The sequence below is a fragment of the Streptomyces sp. NPDC104226 genome, assembly GCF_055584085.1.
The window spans coordinates 365,829-385,959 of sequence record NZ_JBVJMS010000007.1 but is presented as its reverse complement, the minus strand read 5'-3'; the positions used below and the strand labels follow the sequence as shown (position 1 = coordinate 385,959).

Sequence of the window (20,131 nt, the reverse complement as noted above, 5' to 3'; positions counted from 1 at the left end):
TCCTCAGCGCAGCTTGGGGTCGAGGGCGTCGCGCACCGCGTCGCCGAGCATGATGAACGCGAGCACGGTGATGCTGAGCGCGCCCGCCGGGTAGAGCAGCATGTGCGGGGCGTTGCGGATCTGGGAGGCGGCGTTGGAGATGTCGATGCCCCAGGAGACCGTCGGGGGGCGCAGGCCCACGCCGAGGAAGGACAGGGTGGCTTCCAGGGCGATGTAGGTGCCGAGCGCGATGGTGGCGACGACGATGACGGGGGCGATGGCGTTGGGCGCCACGTGCCGAAGCAGCATCCGGGCGTTGCCGGCGCCGAGCGCCCGCGCGGCCTGGACGTAGTCGTTCTGTTTGGCGGTGATGACCGAACCGCGGGCGATGCGGGCCAGTTGGGGCCAGCCGAGCAGCACGATGAAGCCGACCACGGGCCAGACGGTGGTGCTGGTGACCACGGACAGGAAGACCAGTCCGCCGAGGACCACGGGGATGCCGAAGAAGATGTCGGCGACCCGGGAGAGCAGTGCGTCGCCCCAGCCGCCGAAGAACCCGGCGAGCCCGCCGAGGGCGGAGCCGAGGAGGGCAGCGCCGAGGGTGGCGCAGATGCCCACGGTGATGGAGGCGCGGGCCCCGTAGACGGTACGGGTGTACACGTCGCAGCCCTGGGTGTCGTAGCCGAAGGGGTGGCCCGGGGAGGAGCCCTGCTGCGACTTGGACAGGTCGCACTGGAGCGGGTCGCCGCTCGCGATGAGCTGGGGCCAGATGGAGATGACCACGAGGAAGAGGATCAGGAGCGTGGAGACGATGAAGACGGGGTTGCGGCGCAGCTGGTGCCAGGCGTCGGACCACAGGGAGCGGGCCTTCTCCTGGGGGCCGGCGGGGGCTCCCCCGAGTTCCTTCTCCAGGCTCTCGGCCTCCTCCAGGGCGAGATCCATGGGCCCGCCCTGGCCGGTGGGGGCGACCGACTCCATGGGCCCGGGTGCCAGCGGATCGTAGGCGGGGCGGTCGGGGGCGGGTCGCTCGGGGTCGGGCTCAGGCATAACGGATCCTCGGGTCCAGGACCGCGTAGAGCAGGTCGACGAGCAGGTTCGCCAGCAGGAAGACGATCACGAGGATGGTCACGAAGCCGACCACCGTCGGGGAGTTGTTGCGCAGGATGCCCTGGTAGAGCTGGTAGCCGACCCCGTGGATGTTGAAGATCCGCTCGGTGACGATGGCTCCGCCCATCAGGGCGCCGATGTCGGTGCCGATGAAGGTGACCACGGGGATCAGCGAGTTGCGCAGCAGGTGGCGGGTGACGACCCGGCGCCGGGGCAGGCCCTTGGCCACGGCGGTGCGGATGTAGTCGGCCTTGACGTTCTCGGCGATGGAGGTGCGGGTGAGCCGGGTGACGTAGGCGAGGGAGACCAGCGCGAGCACGATGCCGGGCAGGATCAGCTCGCTGAAGGGGGCGTCCGGGGAGACGGTGGGCCGCACCCAGCCCCATTTGACGCCGAAGAGGAACTGGAGCAGGTAGCCCGTCACGAAGGTGGGCACCGAGATCACCACGAGGGTGAGGACGAGCACGCTGGTGTCGATGGCCCTGCCGCGCTTGAGGCCGCTGATCACGCCGAGGGTGATGCCGACGAGGATCTCGATGGCGATCGCGACGATGGTCAGGCGCAGGGTCACCGGGAAGGCCGAGGCCATGAGTTCGGTGACCTTCTGGCCGTTGAAGGCGGTGCCGAAGTCGCCCTTGAAGATCTGGCCCATGTAGTGGAGGTACTGCTTCCACAGGGGTTGGTCGAGGTAGAGGTCCTTGCGGATGCGTGCGGCGGTGGCGGGGTCGGGGGCCTTGTCGCCGAAGAGGGCGGCGACCGGGTCACCGAGCGCGTACACCATGAAGAAGATCAGGAACGTGCTGCCGATGAACACGGGGATCATCTGGAGCAGTCGCCGGATCACATAACGTCCCATGGACTGCTCCAGGATCGATCCGCGAGAAGGGTCAGCTGACCTTGATCTGGTCGTACACGGGGACGCTGAACTGGTTGAGCGCCACGTCCGAGATCCGCTCCGAGTGGCCGGCGCTGCCGTTCTGGTACCAGAGCGGGATGGACGGCATCTGGGCGGCGAGGATCTTCTCCGCCTCCTGGAACGTGGCGGTCGCCTTGGCGGTGTCGCTCTCCCTGTTCGCCTCGTCGACGAGCTTGTCGAACTCCGGGCTGCTGAACTTGCCGTAGTTCGAGGAGGCGCCGGTGTAGTACAGCGGCTCCAGGAAGTTCTGGATCAGCGGGTAGTCGGCCTGCCAGCCGGAGCGGAAGGGGCCGGTCAGCTTGAAGGCGCTCTGCTGGTTCCTGAAGTCGGCGAAGGTGCCGACGGGGTTGACGGTGCAGACCGGCCCCTCGCCCAGGGCGTTGTTGATGCTGTTGCAGACGGCGTCCATCCAGTCGCGGTGCGAGCCGGTGTCCACGTTGGACGTCAGTGTGACCTTGCCGCCGGGCAGTCCGCCGGCCTCCTGGATGAGCTTCTTGGCCTCGGTGGGGTTGAAGGAGCAGGCCTCGCCGCAGGCGGTGGCGGAGAAGCCGCCCTTGTCGCCGAGGGCCGGTGAGGTCCAGTCCTTGGCCGGGGTGCGGGTCTCGCGGAAGATCTGCTTGGTGATCTCGTCGCGGTTGATGGCCATCGAGATGCCGCGGCGGACCTTCTCCATGCCCTCCTTGCTCCACTGCGGGTCGTACAGCGGGAAGGTGAGGGTCTGGATGATCAGGGCGGGCTGGTTGATGTAGCGGTCGCCGAGGTCGTTCGCGACGTTCTTCAGCTGCTGCGCCGGGATGTCGTCGACCAGGTCGAGGTTGCCGGAGATCAGGTCGGTGTAGGCGGTGTTGTTGTCGGTGTAGACCTTCAGGTCGACTCCGCCGTTGACCGCCTTGTCCTCACCCGGGTAGGCGTCCCACTTGCGCAGCTTCATGCCGGTGCCCTTGGTGTACGAGTCCACCGTGTAGGGGCCGTTGCCGACGGGCTTCTTCAGCCAGCCCTCGTGGTCGGTGAAGAAGGTCTTGGGCAGGGGGGAGAACGCCTGGTAGCCGAGGGTCTCGGGCCAGGTGGAGAACTTCTCCTTGAGGGCCACCGTGAAGGTCTTGGGGTCCTTGACGACCAGGCCGGACATGGTCTTGGCCTTGGGGTCGCCCTTCTCCGGGTGGACGTCCGCGTAGCCGACGATGTCGGAGAAGAAGGGCGAGTTGTTCTGCTTCTTGCTGACGTCGGCGCCGTAGTTCCAGGCGTCCACGAAGGACTGCGCGGTGACGGGCTCGTCGTTGCTGAACTTCCAGCCGTCCTTCAGCGTGATGGTGAAGTTCTGGCTGTCGGTGGTCTCGATCTTCTCGGCGAGGAAGTTCTTCGCCTCGCCGGTCTTGGGGTCGTACCGCTTGAGCCCCCGGAAGATCATGTCGAGGACCTTGCCGCCCTGCACCTCGTTGGTGTTGGCGGGCTCCAGCGGGTTCTGCGGGTCGCCCCACGAGGAGCTGACGATCCCCGACTCGCCGCCTCCGCCGCTGTCGCTTCCGCCGCCGCAGGCGGTCGCCGCGAGGGCGACGGCCGCCGCACATGCGGCCCACTTGGCGTGGGTGGCTCCGCGCATGGAGTGCCTCCTCAAGGATCCCAAGACTCACTTGTGGGCCAATGTCACCCGATGTGGGGTCCCGCACACTCCTGGTTGGACCGATTGCACCTTCGCGCCCCCCGCCTGTCACCCCTGCGAGTGCAAAGCGGGGGTCCCGGCGCGGGGTCAGAGCGCCAGCTCCCAGGTGACCACCGCGTAGTGCAGCGCCATGCCGTGGGCCTCGTACAGGGCGAGCGCCCCGGTTTCGTTGGCGGTGTCCACGCCGAGGCCCACCGTGGAGCGGCCGCGCGCCGCGTAGGCGGCGAAGCCGTGGCGCAGCAGGAAGCCGCCGACGCCCCGGCCGCGGGCGGCCTTGACGACGCCGAGGTGGCTGATCCAGCCCATGCTGGTGCGGTCGTCGCGGGTCAGCAGGACCCCTACGTCGCCCAGCGCGGGCAGGCTCGCGATCCACACCAGCGACCAGTCGAGGCCGCGCCCGTCGATGTGGTCCAGCCAGGGTCCGTAGGGGCGGTCCACGTGGCCGAAGTGCTCGGCGAAGGTCTCCTCGATCAGGGCGTGGGCGCGGCGGGCCTCGGCCTCGTCCCCGTCGCAGGGGCGCAGGGTGAGCCCGGCGGGGGCGGCCGGGGGCGCGTCGGCCCGGTCCACGGCGCGGGTCAGGACCCGGTAGCGGCGTACGGTGCGGTAGCCGCGGCCGGGCAGCAGGTCGGCGTCGAGGGTGGGCCGGACGTTGAGCTGGATCCTCAGGAAGGCTCCGGGCACGCCGCCGGCGAGCTCGCGGGCCCGGACCTCCATCCGCTCCAGCAGCCGGACGGCGGCCTCCCGGTGCCCCGGCAGGACGTAGTGCTCGGAGTCGACGCGTCCCGGGCCCGCGTCGGCCCACACCAGGGCGTAGGCGACGAGCCGGCCGCCCTCGAAGGCGAGCCAGGAGTCCCGGCCGAGGTCGACGTCGGGATGGTGCAGGTCGGCCTCGACGGCGGCGAGGTCGGTTTCGGGACGGCCGATCTCGATCATGTCGACGGCGTTGAGGAGACCGCAGACGGCCTCGGCGTCCGAGGGCCCGGCGGGCCGTACGGTCAGCAGGTCGCTCATCGGACCACTCTCGGAGAGCCGGGGCCCGGCCCGCAACCGGCTTTCCCCGCGCGGCGGGTGCGCGGGCGGGCGCGCGCGGCACGGCGCGCGCCGCCTGCCGGGGCCACACGGACGGGGCCGCAGGGACGGGGCTGCGCGGACGCGAACGCGCGAACGCCCGGTACCGGAGTGATCCGGTACCGGGCGTTCGCGGTGCGTCTCGCGCGGGGTCAGACGGCCAGGACGGCCTTCTCCTCGGCGAAGTGGCAGGCCGACTCGTGCGCGGCCAGGGACTTGACTCCCTTGAACCGCTCCGGGATCGCGAGCAGCGGCTCCTCCGTGGAGCACTTCTCCTCGGCCTTCCAGCAGCGGGTGCGGAAGCGGCAGCCCGACGGCGGGTTGGCCGGCGAGGGGACGTCACCGGTGAGGATGATCCGCTCGCGGCCCTCGCGGGCGGCCGGGTCCGGCACCGGGACCGCGGAGAGCAGCGCCTGGGTGTACGGGTGGGTCGGGTGCTCGTAGATCTGCTCGTCGGTGCCGATCTCGGCCATCTTGCCGAGGTACATGACGCCGACCCGGTCGGAGATGTGGCGGACGATCGAGAGGTCGTGCGCGATGAAGATGTAGGAGAGGTTGAACTCCTCCTGCAGCTTCTCCATCAGGTTGATGACCTGGGCCTGCACCGACACGTCGAGCGCGGAGACCGGCTCGTCGCAGATGATGATCTCCGGGTTGAGCGCGAGGCCGCGGGCGATGCCGATGCGCTGGCGCTGGCCGCCGGAGAACTGGTGCGGGTACCGGTTGATGTACTCCGGGTTGAGGCCGACGACGTCGAGGAGCTCCTGCACCTTGCGGCGCCGGTCGCCCTTGGGGGCCACCTCGGGGTGGATGTCGTAGGTCTCGCCGATGATGTCGCCGACCGTCATGCGCGGGTTCAGCGAGGTGTACGGGTCCTGGAACACCATCTGGATGTTGCGGCGGACGGCCTTCAGGGCGCGGCCGGACAGCTTGGTGATGTCCTGGCCCTTGTAGAAGACCTCGCCGGCGGTGGCGCGTTCCAGGTTCATCAGCAGCTTGGCGACGGTGGACTTGCCGCAGCCGGACTCGCCGACGATGCCCAGGGTCTCGCCCTGGTACAGGTCGAAGGAGATGCCGTCGACGGCCTTGACGGCGCCGACCTGCTTCTTGAACAGGATCCCCTGGGTGAGCGGGAAGTGCTTGACGAGGTTCCGGACCTGGAGGATCGGCTCGCCGCGCCCGGGGGCGCTGGTGGTGGGCTCAGCCATGGAGCTGCTCCTTCCAGAGGTGGCACGCGCTTTGACGGCCGGCCAGTTCGCTGCCGTCCTGCTCGCTGACGGGCTGGAGCAGCGGGAGGTCCGTACGGCAGACGTCCTGTGCCTTGATGCAGCGCGGGTTGAACGAGCAGCCGGTGGGCAGGCGCAGGAGGTTCGGCGGCAGGCCCTTGATCGCGAAGAGCTCCTGGCCCTTCTGGTCCAGGCGCGGGATCGAGTCCAGCAGGCCGCGGGTGTACGGGTGCGCGGGGCGCTTGTAGATCTCGTGGACCGGAGCGGTCTCGACGATCCGGCCCGCGTACATGACGGCGATCTTGTCCGCGACGTCGGCGACGACGCCGAGGTCGTGGGTGATCAGGATCAGGCCCATGTTGAGCTCGCGCTGGAGCTCGGCGAGCAGGTCCATGACCTGGGCCTGGACGGTGACGTCCAGGGCGGTGGTCGGCTCGTCCGCGATGATCAGGTCGGGCTCCAGCGCGATCGCCATGGCGATCATGATGCGCTGGCGCATACCGCCGGAGAAGTGGTGCGGGTAGTCGTCGACCCGCTGGGCCGCCGCCGGGATCTTGACCTTCTCCATCAGTTCGATGGCCTTGAGCCGGGCGTCCTTCTTCGACATGCCCTCGTGGACGCGGAACATCTCGCCCAGCTGGTAGCCGACGGTGAGCACCGGGTTCAGGGAGGACAGGGCGTCCTGGAAGATCATGGCGATCTTCCGGCCGCGCAGCTTGCGCCGCTCCTCGAAGCTCATCTTGAGCATGTCCTGGCCGCGGAAGAGGATCTCGCCCTGCGGGATCTTGCCGGGGGGCATGTCGAGGATGCCCATGATGGCCTGGGCCGTCACGGACTTGCCGGAGCCGGACTCGCCGAGCACGGCGAGGGTCTCGCCGGCGCTCACGGAGTAGTTGACTCCGTTGACCGCCCTGGCGATGCCGTCGCGGGTGTGGAACTCGACGTGCAGGTCGCGCACTTCGAGGAGCGGCGTCTGCGGGTCCCCGTCACGCGGGGAGGGAACGCTGGAGGTGTTGTCCATGGTGATCACTTACGCCCTCCTCAGCGCAGCTTGGGGTCGAGGGCGTTGCGGACCGCTTCGCCGAGCATGATGAAGGCGAGGACGGTGATGCTGAGCATGATCGAGGGGTACAGCAGGATGTGCTGGGCCACTCGGATCTGCGAAGCACCGGCGGAGATGTCCACGCCCCACGAGATGGCCGGCGAGGCGAGGCCCAGACCCAGGTAGGAGAGGGTCGCCTCGGCGGCGATGTAGCCGCCCAGGGCGATGGTGGCGACGACGATCACCGGGGCCATCGCGTTCGGCAGGATGTGCCGGAACAGGATGCGGGAGGTTCCGGCGCCCAGCGCCTTCGCGGCGTGCACGTAGTCCGACTGCTTCACGGTGATGACCGCGCCGCGCATGACGCGGTTGATCTGCGTCCAGCCGAGGAAGGCCAGGGCGAAGACGACCGTCCACACCGTGCGGTCGGTGAAGGCCTGGAGGACGACCATCGAACCGAGCAGGAACGGGATGCCGAAGAAGATGTCCGTGACGCGGGACATGATCGCGTCCGTGATGCCGCCGAAGTAGCCGGCGATCATTCCGGTGATGCCGCCGACGACGGTGACGATCGCGGTCACGGCGACGGCGACGATGATCGAGGCGCGGGTGCCGTAGACCAGGCGCGAGTAGACGCTGCGTCCCTGGCCGTCCCAGCCGAGCCACTCGGGCGAACCGACCTTGGCGAGCTCGGGCTGACCGAGGAAGTGGTGGACCAGGTCGCCCTTGGTGGGGTCGGCGCTGGTGAACCAGCCCGGGAAGGCGGCGATCACGAGCAGGAAGAAGATCAGCACCGCGGAGACGACGAAGTACGGGTTCCGACGCAGGTCGGCCCAGGCGTCGCCCCAGAGGCTGCGTGCCTTCTCTGCCTTCACGGGGTCGACGGGGGCGGCCGCGGTAGCGGTCCCGGCCGTCGCGGTGTCGGTCTTGGTCATGTCAGGCATACCGGATCCTCGGGTCCATGACCGCGTAGAGGAGGTCGACGAGCAGGCTGGCTATGAGGTAGACGACGACCAGGACGGTGACGACACCGACCACGGTCAGGCCCTCGCGGCGGACGACCGATTCGTAGATCAGGCCGCCGACACCCTTGACGTTGAAGATGCCCTCGGTCACGACGGCGCCGCCCATGAGGGCACCGATGTCGGTACCGAGGAAGGTCACCACGGGGATCATCGAGTTGCGCATCAGGTGCACACCGATGACGCGGCTCTTGGGCAGACCCTTGGCGACCGCGGTGCGCACGTAGTCGGCGCGCAGGTTCTCGGCCATCGAGGTGCGGGTCAGACGGGCCACGTAGGCGAGCGAGAGTGATCCCAGCACGACGGCGGGGGCGATCAGCTCGCCCCACGTCTCCTTGTTGCTGACGTTCGGATCGATCCAGCCGAGCTGGAAGGCGAACACCGACTTGACGATGAAGCCGAGGACGAACACCGGCATCGAGATGATCAGCAGGGTGAGGATCAGGATGAGGTTGTCGACCAGCTTGCCGGCCTTGAGGCCGGCGACGATCCCGAGGGTCAGGCCCAGGACGATCTCGATGGCGAAGGCGAAGAAGGCCAGGCGGAGCGTGACCGGGAAGGCGGCTCCGATGACGTCCGTGATCGCACGTCCGCTGCGGATCTGGGAACCGAAGTCGAAGTGGAACAGGATCCCGGTCATGTAGTTGTAGTACTGCTGGTACCAGGGCAGGTCCAGCCCGTGCTGGTGGCGGAGCGCCGCCAGCGTGGCGGGGTCCGTGCCCTTGTCCCCGAAGAGTCCCGCCACGGGGTCTCCGGGCAGGCTGTACACCATCAAGAAGATGAGCAGGGTCGTCCCGAAGAAGACCGGGATCATCTGGAGCAGTCGTCGTGCGACATAGCGCCCCATCATGCCTCCGTAGAAGATGCGGCAGGCGCAGCCGGACGGGCCCTTTCGCCACGCACGCGCGTGACGGTTCCGTCACTGCGTCGCGAAAGGGCCCCCCGGGCGCTGCGTATAGGCCCGGATGCGGGCCGGCTCCCCGCCGGCCCACATCCGTCTTTTACTGAACTCGAAGTCGAGCCAGGACTTACTTCTTGACCTCGACGTCCTCGAGGATCGGGTCGCCGTCCTGGGCGTACTTCACGTTCGAGACCTTCTCCGAGTAGCCCGCGTTGACCTTGTAGTACCAGAGCGGGATCGAAGGCATGTAGTTGACGAGTTCCTTCTCAATGGCCTGGTAGGCCTTCACGGACTCGTCGAGGCTCGGCGCGGTGTCAGCCGCGGCGATCTTCGCGTCCAGCTCGGGGCTGGTGAAGCCACCCTGGTTGCCGCCGGCGCCCGTACGGAACAGGTCGCTGATGAAGTTGGCGTTCACCGGGTAGTCGAGGACCCAACCGGAGCGGTAGATCGACTTGACCTGCTTGGTCTTGCGGGCCGTCAGGTCGGCCTGGAAGTCCGGCTTGGCGTCGCCGGTGCACTTGACGCCGGTGGCCTGGGTGATGCTGCCGCAGACGGCCTCGACCCATTCCTTGTGACCGCCATCCGAGTTGAACTGGATGAAGATCTCGTTGTTCGGGACGCCGCCGCCCTCGGCGATGAGGGCCTTGGCCTTCGCCGGGTCGAACTTGGCGACGTCACCGGCACCGGTCGGCGTGTAGCCGAGGACGCCCTTGGCGACCCAGCCGGTCGCCGGCTCGCGGGTGCCCTGGAGCACCGTCTTGGTGATGGTGTCGCGGTCGATCGCCATCGACAGACCCTGGATGACCTTCGGGTCGATCTTCTTCGGCTTCGACCACTGGTCGGCGTAGTACGCGATGGCCAGCGTCTGGACGGCGGAGTACGCCTGGTCCACGGCGCGGTCACCGAGGTCGGCACGGTAGACCGGGAGGTCCTTCGGGCCGATCTGACGCAGGACGTCGACGTTGCCCGACTTCAGGTCCTCGTAGGCGGTCTCGAGGGTGGAGTAGTTCTTGAGGATCACACCACCGTTCTTCGCCTTGTTCTCGCCCTTGTAGTCGTCGAAGCGGGTCAGCTCGATCTGCTTCTTGTGCTCCCAGGACTTGAACTTGTACGGGCCGTTGCCGACCGGCTTCTCACCGGCGGCCGCGGGGTCCGCGTAGAACGAGGCGGGCAGCGGGGAGAAGACCTCGTAGCCGAGCTTGTACGCGAAGTACGGGACCGCGTTGGCGAGCTCGATCGTGAAGGTGTTCTCGTCGACGATCTTCAGACCCTCGAGCGCCTCGGCGGTGGGCTTGGCGCCCTCGGCCTCGGGGTGCAGGGCCTCGAAGCCCTTGATGTCGGCGAACCAGGACGCGTTGCCCTGCTTGTTGTTGATGTTCGCGGCCCAGTTCCACGCCTTGACGTAGGACTCGGCGGTCACCTTGGTGCCGTCGTGGAAGGTCCAGCCCGGCTTCAGCTTGACGGTCCAGAGCTTGCTGTCGTCCGACTTGACCGACTCGGCGTTCACGTAAACGATCTTGCCGTCGGCGTCGTAGTCGACGAGCTGGGAGAACAGGCCCGACATGACGATCGAGCCGTTGGACTCCATCGTGTCGGCCGGCTGGAGGAGCTTCTCCGGCTCGCCCACCTCGACCGAGAAGATTCCGTTCGGGTCGGCCTCACCGCTGGCGCCGGACTTGCCGTCGCCACCGCCGCAGGCAGTCGCTGCCAGGGCGACGACAATCGCGCCCGCTACCCACTTGGCGCTCTTGGCACCGCGCATGGGTTTCCTCCTCATGAGTCCACTGTCTGATGTGAAGGACACAGGTGCGTTTCGCCGACACCCCTGACGGCGATAGGACCGGTGTCCCGAGTGTGCTCGTGAGTCGACGCTCCCCACAGCGTGTGACCCATTGACCCGAGCTCAATGGAGCCATCCTCAGGGACTGCTTGACCGTAAACCACACTTAAGTGGTCTCGTTTTCACAACATCGCACTACGGCTAAAACCCGAAATCCGGACAAACGGATAGGAGACAGACATGAACGAAACGGACTGTTAGCTCTTCTTCCGGAGTGTCACGGTCGGTATGCGGACACCGGACCGAAATAATCCGCTTGACAAAAGCGAACAGCCCCCTTCGTCACGGTGTACGTGACGGAGGGGGCTGTTCACTTGAGCCCGTACCGGGCAGGACCCAGGTGTGACCCAGGTCCTACGCGACTACTTGCCGGACTTGGCGCGCGAAGCGGTGCGCGAGCGGTCCTTCTGGTCCAGGACGACCTTGCGGATGCGGACGGCCTCCGGGGTCACCTCGACGCACTCGTCGTCGCGGCAGAACTCCAGGGACTGCTCCAGGGAGAGCTTGCGCGGGGGCACCACGTTCTCCGTGTTGTCCGCGGAAGCCGCACGCATGTTGGTGAGCTTCTTCTCCTTGGTGATGTTCACGTCCATGTCGTCGGAGCGGGAGTTCTCGCCGACGATCATGCCCTCGTACACCTCGGTGCCGGGCTTGGTGAACAGGACGCCGCGCTCCTGCAGGTTGATCATCGCGAACGGCGTGACCGCACCCGCGCGGTCGGCGACCAGCGAACCGTTGTTACGGGTCACCAGCTGGCCGAACCACGGCTCGTGGCCCTCGTGGATCGAGTGGGCGATGCCCGTACCGCGGGTGTTCGTCAGGAACTCCGTACGGAAGCCGATGAGACCGCGCGACGGGACGACGAACTCCATGCGGACCCAGCCGGAGCCGTGGTTCGACATGTTGTCCATGCGGCCCTTGCGGACGCCCATGAGCTGCGTGACCGCGCCCATGTGCTCCTCGGGGACGTCGACCGTCATGCGCTCCACCGGCTCGTGCACCTTGCCGTCGATCGTCTGCGTGACGACCTGCGGCTTGCCGATGGTCAGCTCGAAGCCCTCGCGGCGCATCTGCTCGACCAGGATGGCGAGCGCGAGCTCACCACGGCCCTGGACCTCCCAGGCGTCCGGGCGCTCGGTGTCGAGCACGCGGAGCGAGACGTTACCGATCAGCTCGCGGTCCAGACGGTCCTTGACCTGGCGGGCGGTGACCTTGCGGTCCTTGACCGCGGACTTGGCGTCCGCGCCCTTGCCGCTGCCGCCGCGGCCGACCATCGGGGAGGTGTTCGTACCGATGGTCATGGAGATCGCCGGCTCGTCGACCGAGATCAGCGGGAGCGCGATCGGGTTCTCCGGGTCGGCCAGGGTCTCACCGATCATGATCTCGGGGATACCGGCCACCGCGCAGATGTCACCGGGGCCGGCGACCTCCGCGGGCTTGCGGGTGAGCGCCTCGGTCATCATCAGCTCGGTGATGCGGACGTTGGACATCGAGCCGTCGCGCTTGATCCACGCGACGGTCTGGCCCTTGCGGAGCTCGCCCTGCTCGACGCGGAGCAGCGCGATGCGGCCGAGGAAGTTGTCGGCGTCCAGGTTGGTGACGTGCGCCTGGAGGGGGGCCTCCTCGTCGTACACCGGGGCCGGGACGTGCTCCAGGATGGTGGAGAAGAAGGGCTCCAGGCTGTCGCTGTCCGCGGGGACGGTGCCGTCCTCCGGCTTGGTCAGCGAGGCGATGCCGTCACGGCCGCAGGCGTAGACGATCGGGAACTCGATCTGCTCCTCGGTCGCGTCCAGGTCCAGGAACAGGTCGTACGTGTCGTTGACGACCTCGTCGATCCGGGAGTCCGGGCGGTCCGTCTTGTTGATGCAGAGGATGACCGGCATGTTCGCCTGCAGGGCCTTGCGCAGGACGAAGCGGGTCTGGGGCAGGGGACCCTCGGAGGCGTCCACCAGCAGGACGACCGCGTCCACCATCGACAGACCGCGCTCGACCTCACCACCGAAGTCGGCGTGGCCGGGGGTGTCGATGATGTTGATCGTGATGGGCGCCCCGCCGTCCTTGGGGTGGTACTTCACCGCCGTGTTCTTGGCGAGGATCGTGATGCCCTTCTCACGCTCCAGGTCGTTCGAGTCCATCATGCGGTCGTCGAGGTGCTGGTGGGCGGCGAAGGCACCGGCCTGCTTGAGCATGGCATCGACGATGGTCGTCTTGCCATGGTCGACGTGGGCGACGATGGCGACGTTACGGATGTCGTGGCGCGTGGGCACTTCGGCGCTTCTCCCGGGATCGTGGATGGCGTCGCGTACGGTCCGGCACGCGCGCCTCGACCGGGCGGAAAACCTGCCACGGCCTTACCCCATCGTACGTCGGTTGGCGGGAACCGCCTGCCGGGGGGTCTGTCAAGAGGCCGGGCGACTGAGCAGGACCGGGTCCTGGGTGGGGGGACTCGGCCACGGGTGGTACCGGTAAACACGCGGGTCAACGGGTATCTACGACCTTGCCCGCCGGGTGATCCGGCGGGCAAGGGACTTGAGTCACATCTGAGCTTGAGACCTTCGAATCAACCCCGGATGCACCCCTTCGTCATCACTTCTTCGTCTTGGCTCCTCGTACCGGCCCTTCGCCCTACTTCTTGTCGTTCTTCCCCTTGGCCGGGGCCGGCTTCTTCCAGCCGATGTCCTGGTACCGCGGGGCTCCGAGGCCGAAGGCTCCGGCATTGACCAGACCCGGCTTCACGGCCACCAGCTCGGGGCGCTGGTAGAGCGGGATGGACCCGGCCGCCGCCCAGATCCGGGCGTCCGCCTTGCGCATCAGGTCGCGGGAGGCCGCCTCGTCCAGCTCGCCGAGCGCCTGGTCGAAGAGCTGGTCGATGTGGTCGGTGCCGACCCGGGTGTAGTTCTGCTCGACCAGCAGCGAGCCGTCGGCGGCCGGCTCCGGCTTGGCGAAGATGGGCCGGGCGTCGGTGGCCGGGTAGGCGGTCGCGGGCCACGAGTAGAGCGCCAGGTCGTACTGGCCCGAGGCGATGTGGTCCTTGAAGAAGCTCTCGTCGGCCACCTTGGTCAGCTCCGTCTGCACGCCGACCTTCTGGAGCATCTGCGCGATCCGCTCTCCGACCGTGCGCAGCGCCTCCGAACCGGGGCCGGACGGCAGGACGAAGCGCAGGGCGAGGGGCTTGCCGTCCTTGGCGAGCATGTTGCCGGAGGTGCGTACGGCCTGCTTGGCGGGGGCCGGGGCGGTGCTCGCCTTGGCCGGGTCCGCCGGTTCGGCGGCGGTCTCGGCATCCAGGGCCGGGCTGCGCTTGCCGTCGTCCACGGCGTCGGCCTGGGCCTCGGCCTGGGCGCGCAGGTGCTGCTCCTGGAGGTCCGCGAAGGGCTCCGGGGCGAGCACCGGGGAGGGGCGGTTCTGCGCGCCCCGGCCGCCTTGGCCGCCCGCTGCGAAGGCGTCCGCGTCGACGATCTCGCCGTCGTGGGCGGAGCGGTACCCGCCTTCGGGCAGGTCCGCGCCCGCAGGCTCCTCGGGGCCTTCGGGGCGGTCTGGGCGGTCGGCGGGGAGGGTGTCGCGCAGGGCGGCCTTGGCGCCGCGGGCGACGTCCCCGGGCTTGTCGTCCTGGCCGACGATGTAGAGGCCGTCGTTCCCGGTGCCCGGGCCCGCGGCCGGGACGGCGGGGGTCTTGGAGTCGTCCGTCTCCTTCGCGGCCTCCGCGCCCGCCTTGGCTCCGGCCGGTTCGGTGATCTTGCCGCCGCGGCGCCAGCCGGCGTCCGCGAGCAGGGCCTGCGAGGCCTGGGTGTCCTGCCCGCCGAGGGCGTCGCTGTTGTCGGCGTACGCTTGCTGCCCGGCCAGCGCGAGGTGGCTGCCCACCGGCTTCGCGGGGAGGCCGAGGGGCTTCAGGACGATGTCGGCGAGCGCCTGGCGGTCCAGGGCGCGGGCCACGGCGCGGCGCACCCGCTCGTCGGCGAGCGGGCCGCTGGCCCCGTTCATGGCGAGCTGGGTGTAGGCGGGCTCCAGGGACTTGCGGACGGTGAAGCCGCGCAGGGCGGTCTGCTCCTCGGCGTACCGCTTCACCGACTCGGCGTGCTTCTGGCGGGTGGCCTGCGCCTCCTTGGCCTTGTCCTCGTCCAGTCCGAAGGCGAGCGCCCACGACAGGGTGGCCTGCGCTGCCGTCACCGAGGCGGCCGGGCCGTGCGCCCCGTCGGCCTTGGCGGCGTCGCGGCGGGCCAGGGCGATCCGGTCGGCCCCGGTGCGGTCGATCTCGGCGAGGTCGAGCTTGCCGGCGGCCAGCGCGGCCGGGCGTTCGGAGCGGGGCACCGCGGTGAGGACCAGGGTGTCGAGCTTGGCGGGGCTGCCCCACCAGCGCGGGTTGCGGGTCAGCGAGGCCGTCCCGGTCTTCTTGTCGACGGCACCGAGCCCGAAGGGGCCCGCGGTGACCTTCAGGGCGCCCCGGGCTCCCTCGTTGAAGCTCTCCGGGGTGCCGGTGACCTGCTTGGGGTAAAGGGGGCTGAAGAGGGAGCGCCAGTCGGCGTACGGGCGGACGAAGGTGACCTTGACCTCCAGGTCCGTCTTGCCGCGCTCGATCTTCTCGATCCGGTCGTAGCCGGCGTTGCGCGCCGTCCAGTACGCGGAGTCCTTGCCGTTCAGGGCCCGCCACTGGGCGACGAAGTCGGCGGCGCCGATCTCGCGGCCGTCGCTCCAGACCGCCTGCTGGTTGAGCTTGTACAGGACGACCTGCTTGGGCTCCCGCTCGACGACCTCGGCCTTCTCCAGGTAGTCGGGATTGGCCACCGGCCGTCCCTTGCCGTCCAGCACGAACAGCTGGGGCAGCACGGCCCCGGCGATCCGGTTGGTGGTGGTGTCCGCATCGGCCTGGAAGGCGTTGAGGGTGCCCGGCATCGAGTCCACGGCCCACCGCAGCACCCCGCCGTCGGCGACCTTGTCGCGGGTGGCGGCCGCGATGTCCTGCCCGGCGGCGGCCGGGCCGCCCTCGTCTTCACCCGCGCCGCAGCCCGCGAGCAGCGGCAGTGCAAGAACTCCCGAGGTCAGGAGCGCCAAGGACCTGCGCCTTCTCTGGGACATGGGTGGTACCTCCGGGACGGGGCGTGGGGGTGTGGGAGAGCCGTGAAAGGGGGGTGTTCTGATCACGTTCGGCGGTATATGGAGCTGATCACACTGGGTGCCGAAACCCACTGAAATCGACACCCCGCCGGACCCGCCGCAGCCGCTGCCCGCCACGCCGCGAACCCCACCCGTGCGGACCAATCCGGCTTGCGTTCGGGGCGGGCGTTCCCCCGTAAGAGGGACGGAAGGGGGGGCGGGAGGGGCGCACGGTTCACGCCTGCACGCCCGCAATCGCTGCACGTCCCTTCACAACGGGGGACGGGAGGCGCGACACTCGCAGGCGCACATGAGCGTTGCCACCGCACCCAGCGGAAGTGAGGGCAAGTCATGTCCCTGCAGGACGATTTGACCGCCGTACGGCGCAACCTGAACGAGCTGCTCCGCTCCGTGGAGCAGCTGGAACGGGGCATCGGAAACGCGGCGCGGCACGCACCGGCCGCCTCCCCGCCTCCCGGCGGGGGCGTACTGCACGGCGTCGTCGAGGTGCCGGACACCCCGTACGACAGCGCGCTGTGGACGGACGTCGACGACGAGGGCCTCGGCGCCCGCGGCCGCCGCGCTCCCTGACCCGGCCCCACCGCACACCCACCGGCCCACCGGCCCCGGTCAGCCGCAGCGACGGCGGCCGGGCCCTCGGGGCACCCCTCATCACTCCACCCGGAGTCCCTCTTGGCCACAGGCACCCAACCATCCCCACAGCGGCCCGGCGGCGTCCACGACGCCTCGCGGGCCGCGATCGCGGCCCGGCACCTGCGGACCGACCGGTGGTGGCTCTCCCCCGCCGGCACCGCGGCCGGGCTGCTCGCCTTCATCGTCTACTCGAGCTGGCGGGCCTTCGCCAACGCCGACTACTACGCGGCGCCGTACGTCTCCCCGTTCTACTCCCCGTGCCTCGCGGAGAACTGCGCCGACATGCGCGGCGGCCCGAACCTCGACCTCTTCGGCAGCTGGTGGGGCCTGTCCCCCGCCCTGCTAATCCTGGTCTTCCCGCTCGGCTTCCGGCTGACCTGCTACTACTACCGCAAGGCCTACTACCGGGGCTTCTGGGCCTCGCCGCCGGCCTGCGCGGTGGCCGAGCCGCACGCCTCGTACAGCGGTGAGACCCGCTTCCCGCTGATCTTCCAGAACATGCACCGGTACTTCTTCTACGCGGCGCTGCCGGTCGCGGGCATCCTCACCTACGACACCGTGCTGACCTTCCGCGACGAGCACTACGCATGGGGCCACATGGGCCTGGGAACCGTGCTGTTCCTCGTCAACATCGGGCTGATCTGGGCTTACACGCTGTCCTGCCACTCCTGCCGGCACATCATGGGCGGCCGCCTGAAGCACTTCTCCAAACACCCGGTCCGCTACCGGCTGTGGGGCTGGATCAGCCGCCTCAACACCCGTCACATGCAGCTGGCGTGGGCTTCGCTGATCAGCGTGGCCCTGTGCGACCTCTACGTGTACCTGCTGGCCAGCGGCGCCTTCACCGACCCGAGGATCTTCTAGTGACCCAAGTGGAACGGCAGCAGTGGGACGTGGTCGTCGTCGGGGCCGGCGGTGCCGGGCTGCGGGCCGCGATCGAGGCGCGCGAGCGGGGCGCCCGTACGGCCGTGATCTGCAAATCCCTCTTCGGCAAGGCCCACACCGTGATGGCGGAGGGCGGGATCGCCGCCTCCATGGGCAACGTCAACGAGGGCGACAACTGGCAGGTCCACTTCCGCGACACGATGCGCGGCGGCAAGTTCCTGAACCAGTGGCGGATGGCGGAACTGCACGCCAAGGAGGCCCCGGACCGGGTCTGGGAACTGGAGACCTGGGGCGCGCTCTTCGACCGCACGCCCGACGGGAGGATCTCGCAGCGCAACTTCGGCGGGCACGAGTACCCGCGGCTCGCGCACGTCGGCGACCGGACCGGCCTGGAGCTGATCCGCACCCTCCAGCAGAAGATCGTCCAGCTCCAGCAGGAGGACTTCAAGGAGTACGGGGACCACGAGGCCCGGCTCAAGGTCTTCCAGGAGTGCACGGTCACCCGGGTGTTGAAGGACGGCGAGAAGGTGTCCGGCACCTTCTGCTACGAGCGCGAGACCGGCCGGTTCTTCGTGCTGGAGGCCCCCGCGGTGGTGCTGGCCACCGGCGGCATCGGGAAGTCCTTCAAGACCACGTCCAACTCGTGGGAGTACACGGGCGACGGGCACGCGCTGGCGCTGCTCGCCGGGGCGCCGCTGCTGAACATGGAGTTCGTGCAGTTCCACCCGACCGGCATGGTCTGGCCGCCTTCGGTGAAGGGCATCCTCGTCACCGAGTCGGTGCGCGGCGACGGCGGGGTGCTGCGCAACAGCGACGGCAAGCGGTTCATGTTCGACTACATCCCGGACGTGTTCAAGGAGAAGTACGCGCAGACCGAGGAGGAGGGCGACCGCTGGTACGAGGACCCGGACCACAACCGGCGCCCGCCCGAGCTGCTCCCCCGCGACGAGGTGGCCCGGGCCATCAACTCCGAGGTCAAGGCCGGGCGCGGGTCCCCGCACGGCGGGGTGTTCCTCGACGTGTCCACCCGGATGCCGGCCGAGAAGATCAAGCGGCGGCTCCCGTCGATGTACCACCAGTTCAAGGAGCTGGCGGACGTGGACATCACCGCCGAGCCGATGGAGGTCGGCCCGACCTGCCACTACGTGATGGGCGGCATCGCGGTCGAGTCCGATACGGCCGCCACCCTCGGGGTGCCGGGGCTGTTCGCCGCCGGTGAGGTCGCGGGCGGGATGCACGGCTCCAACCGGCTCGGCGGGAACTCCCTCTCCGACCTGCTGGTCTTCGGCCGCCGGGCCGGGCTGCACGCGGCCGAGTACGCGGCGCAGGGCGCCCCGGCCGTCGGCGGGCGGCCCGAGGTGTCCCAGGCGCAGATCGACGCGGCCGCCGCGGAGGCGCTGGCCCCGTTCCACGCCGCCGAGGGCGCGGAGAACCCGTACACCCTCCACCAGGAGCTCCAGACGGCCATGAACGACCTCGTCGGGATCATCCGCCGCGAGGGCGAGATGGCCCAGGCCCTGGAGAAGCTCGCGGGCCTGCGCGTACGGGCCGCACGGGCCGGGGTCGAGGGGCACCGGCAGTTCAACCCGGGCTGGCACCTGGCCCTGGACCTGCGCAACATGCTGCTGGTCAGCGAGTGCGTGGCCCGCGCGGCCCTGGAACGCACCGAGAGCCGGGGCGGGCACACCCGCGAGGACTGCCCGGCGATGGAGCGGTCCTGGCGGCCGGTGAACCTGCTGTGCCGGCCCGTCGACCCGCCCCCGGCGGACCCCGCGGCCGCCCGGATCGAGCTGACCCGGGTGCGCACCGATCCCATCCGATCCGACCTGCTCGCGCTCTTCGAGAAGGAAGAGCTGGTCAAGTACCTCGCCGAAGAGGAGCTCTACGAGTGAGTAGCTACGATGCCGCGTTCCGGATCTGGCGGGGCGACGCGGAGGGCGGTGAGCTGCGCGACTTCACCGTGGAGGTGCACGACGGGGAGGTGGTCCTGGACATCGTCCACCGGCTGCAGGCCACCCAGGCGTCCGACCTGGCGGTGCGGTGGAACTGCAAGGCGGGCAAGTGCGGTTCGTGCAGCGCGGAGGTCAACGGGCGGCCGCGGCTGATGTGCATGACGCGGATGTCGACCTTCTCCCGCGAGGAGACGATCACCGTGACCCCGCTGCGGGCCTTCCCGGTCGTCCGCGACCTGGTGACGGACGTGTCCTTCAACTACCAGAAGGCGCGCGAGGTACCCGCGTTCGTGCCGCCGGCGGGGGTGGGTCCGGGCGAGTACCGGATGCAGCAGATCGACGTGGAGCGCTCGCAGGAGTTCAGGAAGTGCATCGAGTGCTTCCTGTGCCAGGACACCTGCCACGTGGTGCGCGACCACGAGGAGAACAAGGGCGCCTTCGCCGGCCCGCGCTTCCTGATGCGGGTGGCGGAGCTGGACATGCACCCGCTGGACGCGGCGGCGGAGGCGGGCCTGGACCGCAAGCGCACCGCGCAGGAGGAGCACGGGCTCGGCTACTGCAACATCACCAAGTGCTGCACGGAGGTCTGCCCCGAGGGGATCAAGATCACCGACAACGCCCTGATCCCGCTGAAGGAGCGGGCCGTGGACCGCAAGTACGACCCGCTGGTGTGGCTGGGGAGCAAGATCGGGCGCCGGTCCGGTCAATAGCCGCCCCCAATCGTTCACTTGGCAGGACACAATGCCCCCTGAGCAACGTCGTTGACGTGAAGTCAGGGGGCATTCGCGGTG

General features: G+C 69.1%; 15 protein-coding genes. 4 read left to right on the top strand and 11 right to left on the bottom strand.

The window, feature by feature from the left end:
• Positions 1-3: 3 nt before the first annotated feature.
• The 11 genes from ACZ60J_RS23670 to ACZ60J_RS23620 all read right to left on the bottom strand — a co-directional run bounded on the left by ACZ60J_RS23670 (position 4) and on the right by ACZ60J_RS23620 (position 15,831).
• Positions 4-957 carry an ABC transporter permease gene (locus ACZ60J_RS23670; RefSeq protein WP_469684887.1) on the bottom strand — a complete coding sequence of 318 codons (954 nt, stop codon included), beginning with the start codon at positions 955-957 and terminating at the stop codon, positions 4-6.
• Positions 958-1,018: 61 nt separating this feature from the next.
• Positions 1,019-1,942, bottom strand: a complete 924-nt coding sequence (locus ACZ60J_RS23665) for an ABC transporter permease (protein ID WP_469684674.1) — start codon at positions 1,940-1,942, stop codon at positions 1,019-1,021.
• 31 nt (positions 1,943-1,973) lie between these two features.
• Positions 1,974-3,602 carry a peptide ABC transporter substrate-binding protein gene (locus tag ACZ60J_RS23660; RefSeq protein WP_469684672.1) on the bottom strand — a complete coding sequence of 543 codons (1,629 nt, stop codon included), beginning with the start codon at positions 3,600-3,602 and terminating at the stop codon, positions 1,974-1,976.
• A gap of 147 nt (positions 3,603-3,749) precedes the next feature.
• Positions 3,750-4,673, bottom strand: coding sequence for a GNAT family N-acetyltransferase (locus ACZ60J_RS23655; RefSeq protein WP_469684670.1), 924 nt, complete (start codon positions 4,671-4,673; stop codon positions 3,750-3,752).
• Positions 4,674-4,882: 209 nt separating this feature from the next.
• Positions 4,883-5,938, bottom strand: a complete 1,056-nt coding sequence (locus ACZ60J_RS23650) for an ABC transporter ATP-binding protein (RefSeq protein ID WP_469684669.1) — start codon at positions 5,936-5,938, stop codon at positions 4,883-4,885.
• Complete coding sequence (locus ACZ60J_RS23645; RefSeq protein WP_469684886.1) at positions 5,931-6,977, bottom strand: ABC transporter ATP-binding protein; 1,047 nt, start codon at positions 6,975-6,977, stop codon at positions 5,931-5,933. Before ACZ60J_RS23645 ends, ACZ60J_RS23650 begins: the two co-directional genes overlap by 8 nt.
• Positions 6,978-6,997: 20 nt before the next feature.
• Positions 6,998-7,942 carry an ABC transporter permease gene (locus tag ACZ60J_RS23640; protein WP_469684668.1) on the bottom strand — a complete coding sequence of 315 codons (945 nt, stop codon included), beginning with the start codon at positions 7,940-7,942 and terminating at the stop codon, positions 6,998-7,000.
• A complete protein-coding gene (locus tag ACZ60J_RS23635; protein ID WP_469684884.1) occupies positions 7,935-8,867 on the bottom strand; it encodes an ABC transporter permease in 933 nt (310 codons plus the stop codon). Before ACZ60J_RS23635 ends, ACZ60J_RS23640 begins: the two co-directional genes overlap by 8 nt.
• A 181-nt stretch (positions 8,868-9,048) precedes the next feature.
• Positions 9,049-10,683, bottom strand: a complete 1,635-nt coding sequence (locus ACZ60J_RS23630; protein ID WP_469684667.1) for a peptide ABC transporter substrate-binding protein — start codon at positions 10,681-10,683, stop codon at positions 9,049-9,051.
• 440 nt (positions 10,684-11,123) lie between these two features.
• On the bottom strand, positions 11,124-13,028 hold the full coding sequence (gene typA, locus ACZ60J_RS23625; RefSeq protein ID WP_469684665.1) for a translational GTPase TypA: 1,905 nt from the start codon (positions 13,026-13,028) through the stop codon (positions 11,124-11,126).
• Between the two features lie 358 nt (positions 13,029-13,386).
• Entirely contained in the window at positions 13,387-15,831 is a 2,445-nt protein-coding gene (locus tag ACZ60J_RS23620) for an ABC transporter family substrate-binding protein (RefSeq protein ID WP_469684664.1), read from the bottom strand.
• Between the two features lie 369 nt (positions 15,832-16,200).
• Here ACZ60J_RS23620 and ACZ60J_RS23615 point away from each other — a divergent pair, with 369 nt between their 5' ends.
• From ACZ60J_RS23615 to ACZ60J_RS23600, 4 genes are all read left to right on the top strand, one after another.
• Positions 16,201-16,440 (top strand): hypothetical protein, encoded by a 240-nt coding sequence (locus tag ACZ60J_RS23615; RefSeq protein WP_469684662.1) that lies wholly within the window; start codon positions 16,201-16,203, stop codon positions 16,438-16,440.
• A gap of 102 nt (positions 16,441-16,542) precedes the next feature.
• A complete protein-coding gene (locus tag ACZ60J_RS23610) occupies positions 16,543-17,367 on the top strand; it encodes a hypothetical protein (protein ID WP_469684661.1) in 825 nt (274 codons plus the stop codon).
• Positions 17,367-19,280, top strand: a complete 1,914-nt coding sequence (locus ACZ60J_RS23605) for a fumarate reductase/succinate dehydrogenase flavoprotein subunit (protein WP_469684659.1) — start codon at positions 17,367-17,369, stop codon at positions 19,278-19,280. Before ACZ60J_RS23610 ends, ACZ60J_RS23605 begins: the two co-directional genes overlap by 1 nt.
• On the top strand, positions 19,277-20,050 hold the full coding sequence (locus ACZ60J_RS23600; protein ID WP_469684657.1) for a succinate dehydrogenase/fumarate reductase iron-sulfur subunit: 774 nt from the start codon (positions 19,277-19,279) through the stop codon (positions 20,048-20,050). Before ACZ60J_RS23605 ends, ACZ60J_RS23600 begins: the two co-directional genes overlap by 4 nt.
• The last annotated feature ends 81 nt before the right edge of the window (positions 20,051-20,131 follow it).

Excerpts from the sequence above, each read along its gene's own strand:
- ACZ60J_RS23655 (WP_469684670.1), bottom strand. The coding sequence starts at position 4,673 with ATGAGCGACCTGCTGACCGTACGGCCCGCCGGGCCCTCGGACGCCGAG.
- ACZ60J_RS23645 (WP_469684886.1), bottom strand. The coding sequence starts at position 6,977 with ATGGACAACACCTCCAGCGTTCCCTCCCCGCGTGACGGGGACCCGCAG.
- ACZ60J_RS23630 (WP_469684667.1), bottom strand. The coding sequence starts at position 10,683 with ATGCGCGGTGCCAAGAGCGCCAAGTGGGTAGCGGGCGCGATTGTCGTC.
- ACZ60J_RS23660 (WP_469684672.1), bottom strand. The coding sequence starts at position 3,602 with ATGCGCGGAGCCACCCACGCCAAGTGGGCCGCATGTGCGGCGGCCGTC.
- ACZ60J_RS23620 (WP_469684664.1), bottom strand. The coding sequence starts at position 15,831 with ATGTCCCAGAGAAGGCGCAGGTCCTTGGCGCTCCTGACCTCGGGAGTT.
- ACZ60J_RS23650 (WP_469684669.1), bottom strand. The coding sequence starts at position 5,938 with ATGGCTGAGCCCACCACCAGCGCCCCCGGGCGCGGCGAGCCGATCCTC.
- ACZ60J_RS23670 (WP_469684887.1), bottom strand. The coding sequence starts at position 957 with ATGGAGTCGGTCGCCCCCACCGGCCAGGGCGGGCCCATGGATCTCGCC.
- ACZ60J_RS23665 (WP_469684674.1), bottom strand. The coding sequence starts at position 1,942 with ATGGGACGTTATGTGATCCGGCGACTGCTCCAGATGATCCCCGTGTTC.
- ACZ60J_RS23640 (WP_469684668.1), bottom strand. The coding sequence starts at position 7,942 with ATGCCTGACATGACCAAGACCGACACCGCGACGGCCGGGACCGCTACC.
- ACZ60J_RS23635 (WP_469684884.1), bottom strand. The coding sequence starts at position 8,867 with ATGGGGCGCTATGTCGCACGACGACTGCTCCAGATGATCCCGGTCTTC.
- ACZ60J_RS23615 (WP_469684662.1), top strand. The coding sequence starts at position 16,201 with ATGTCCCTGCAGGACGATTTGACCGCCGTACGGCGCAACCTGAACGAG.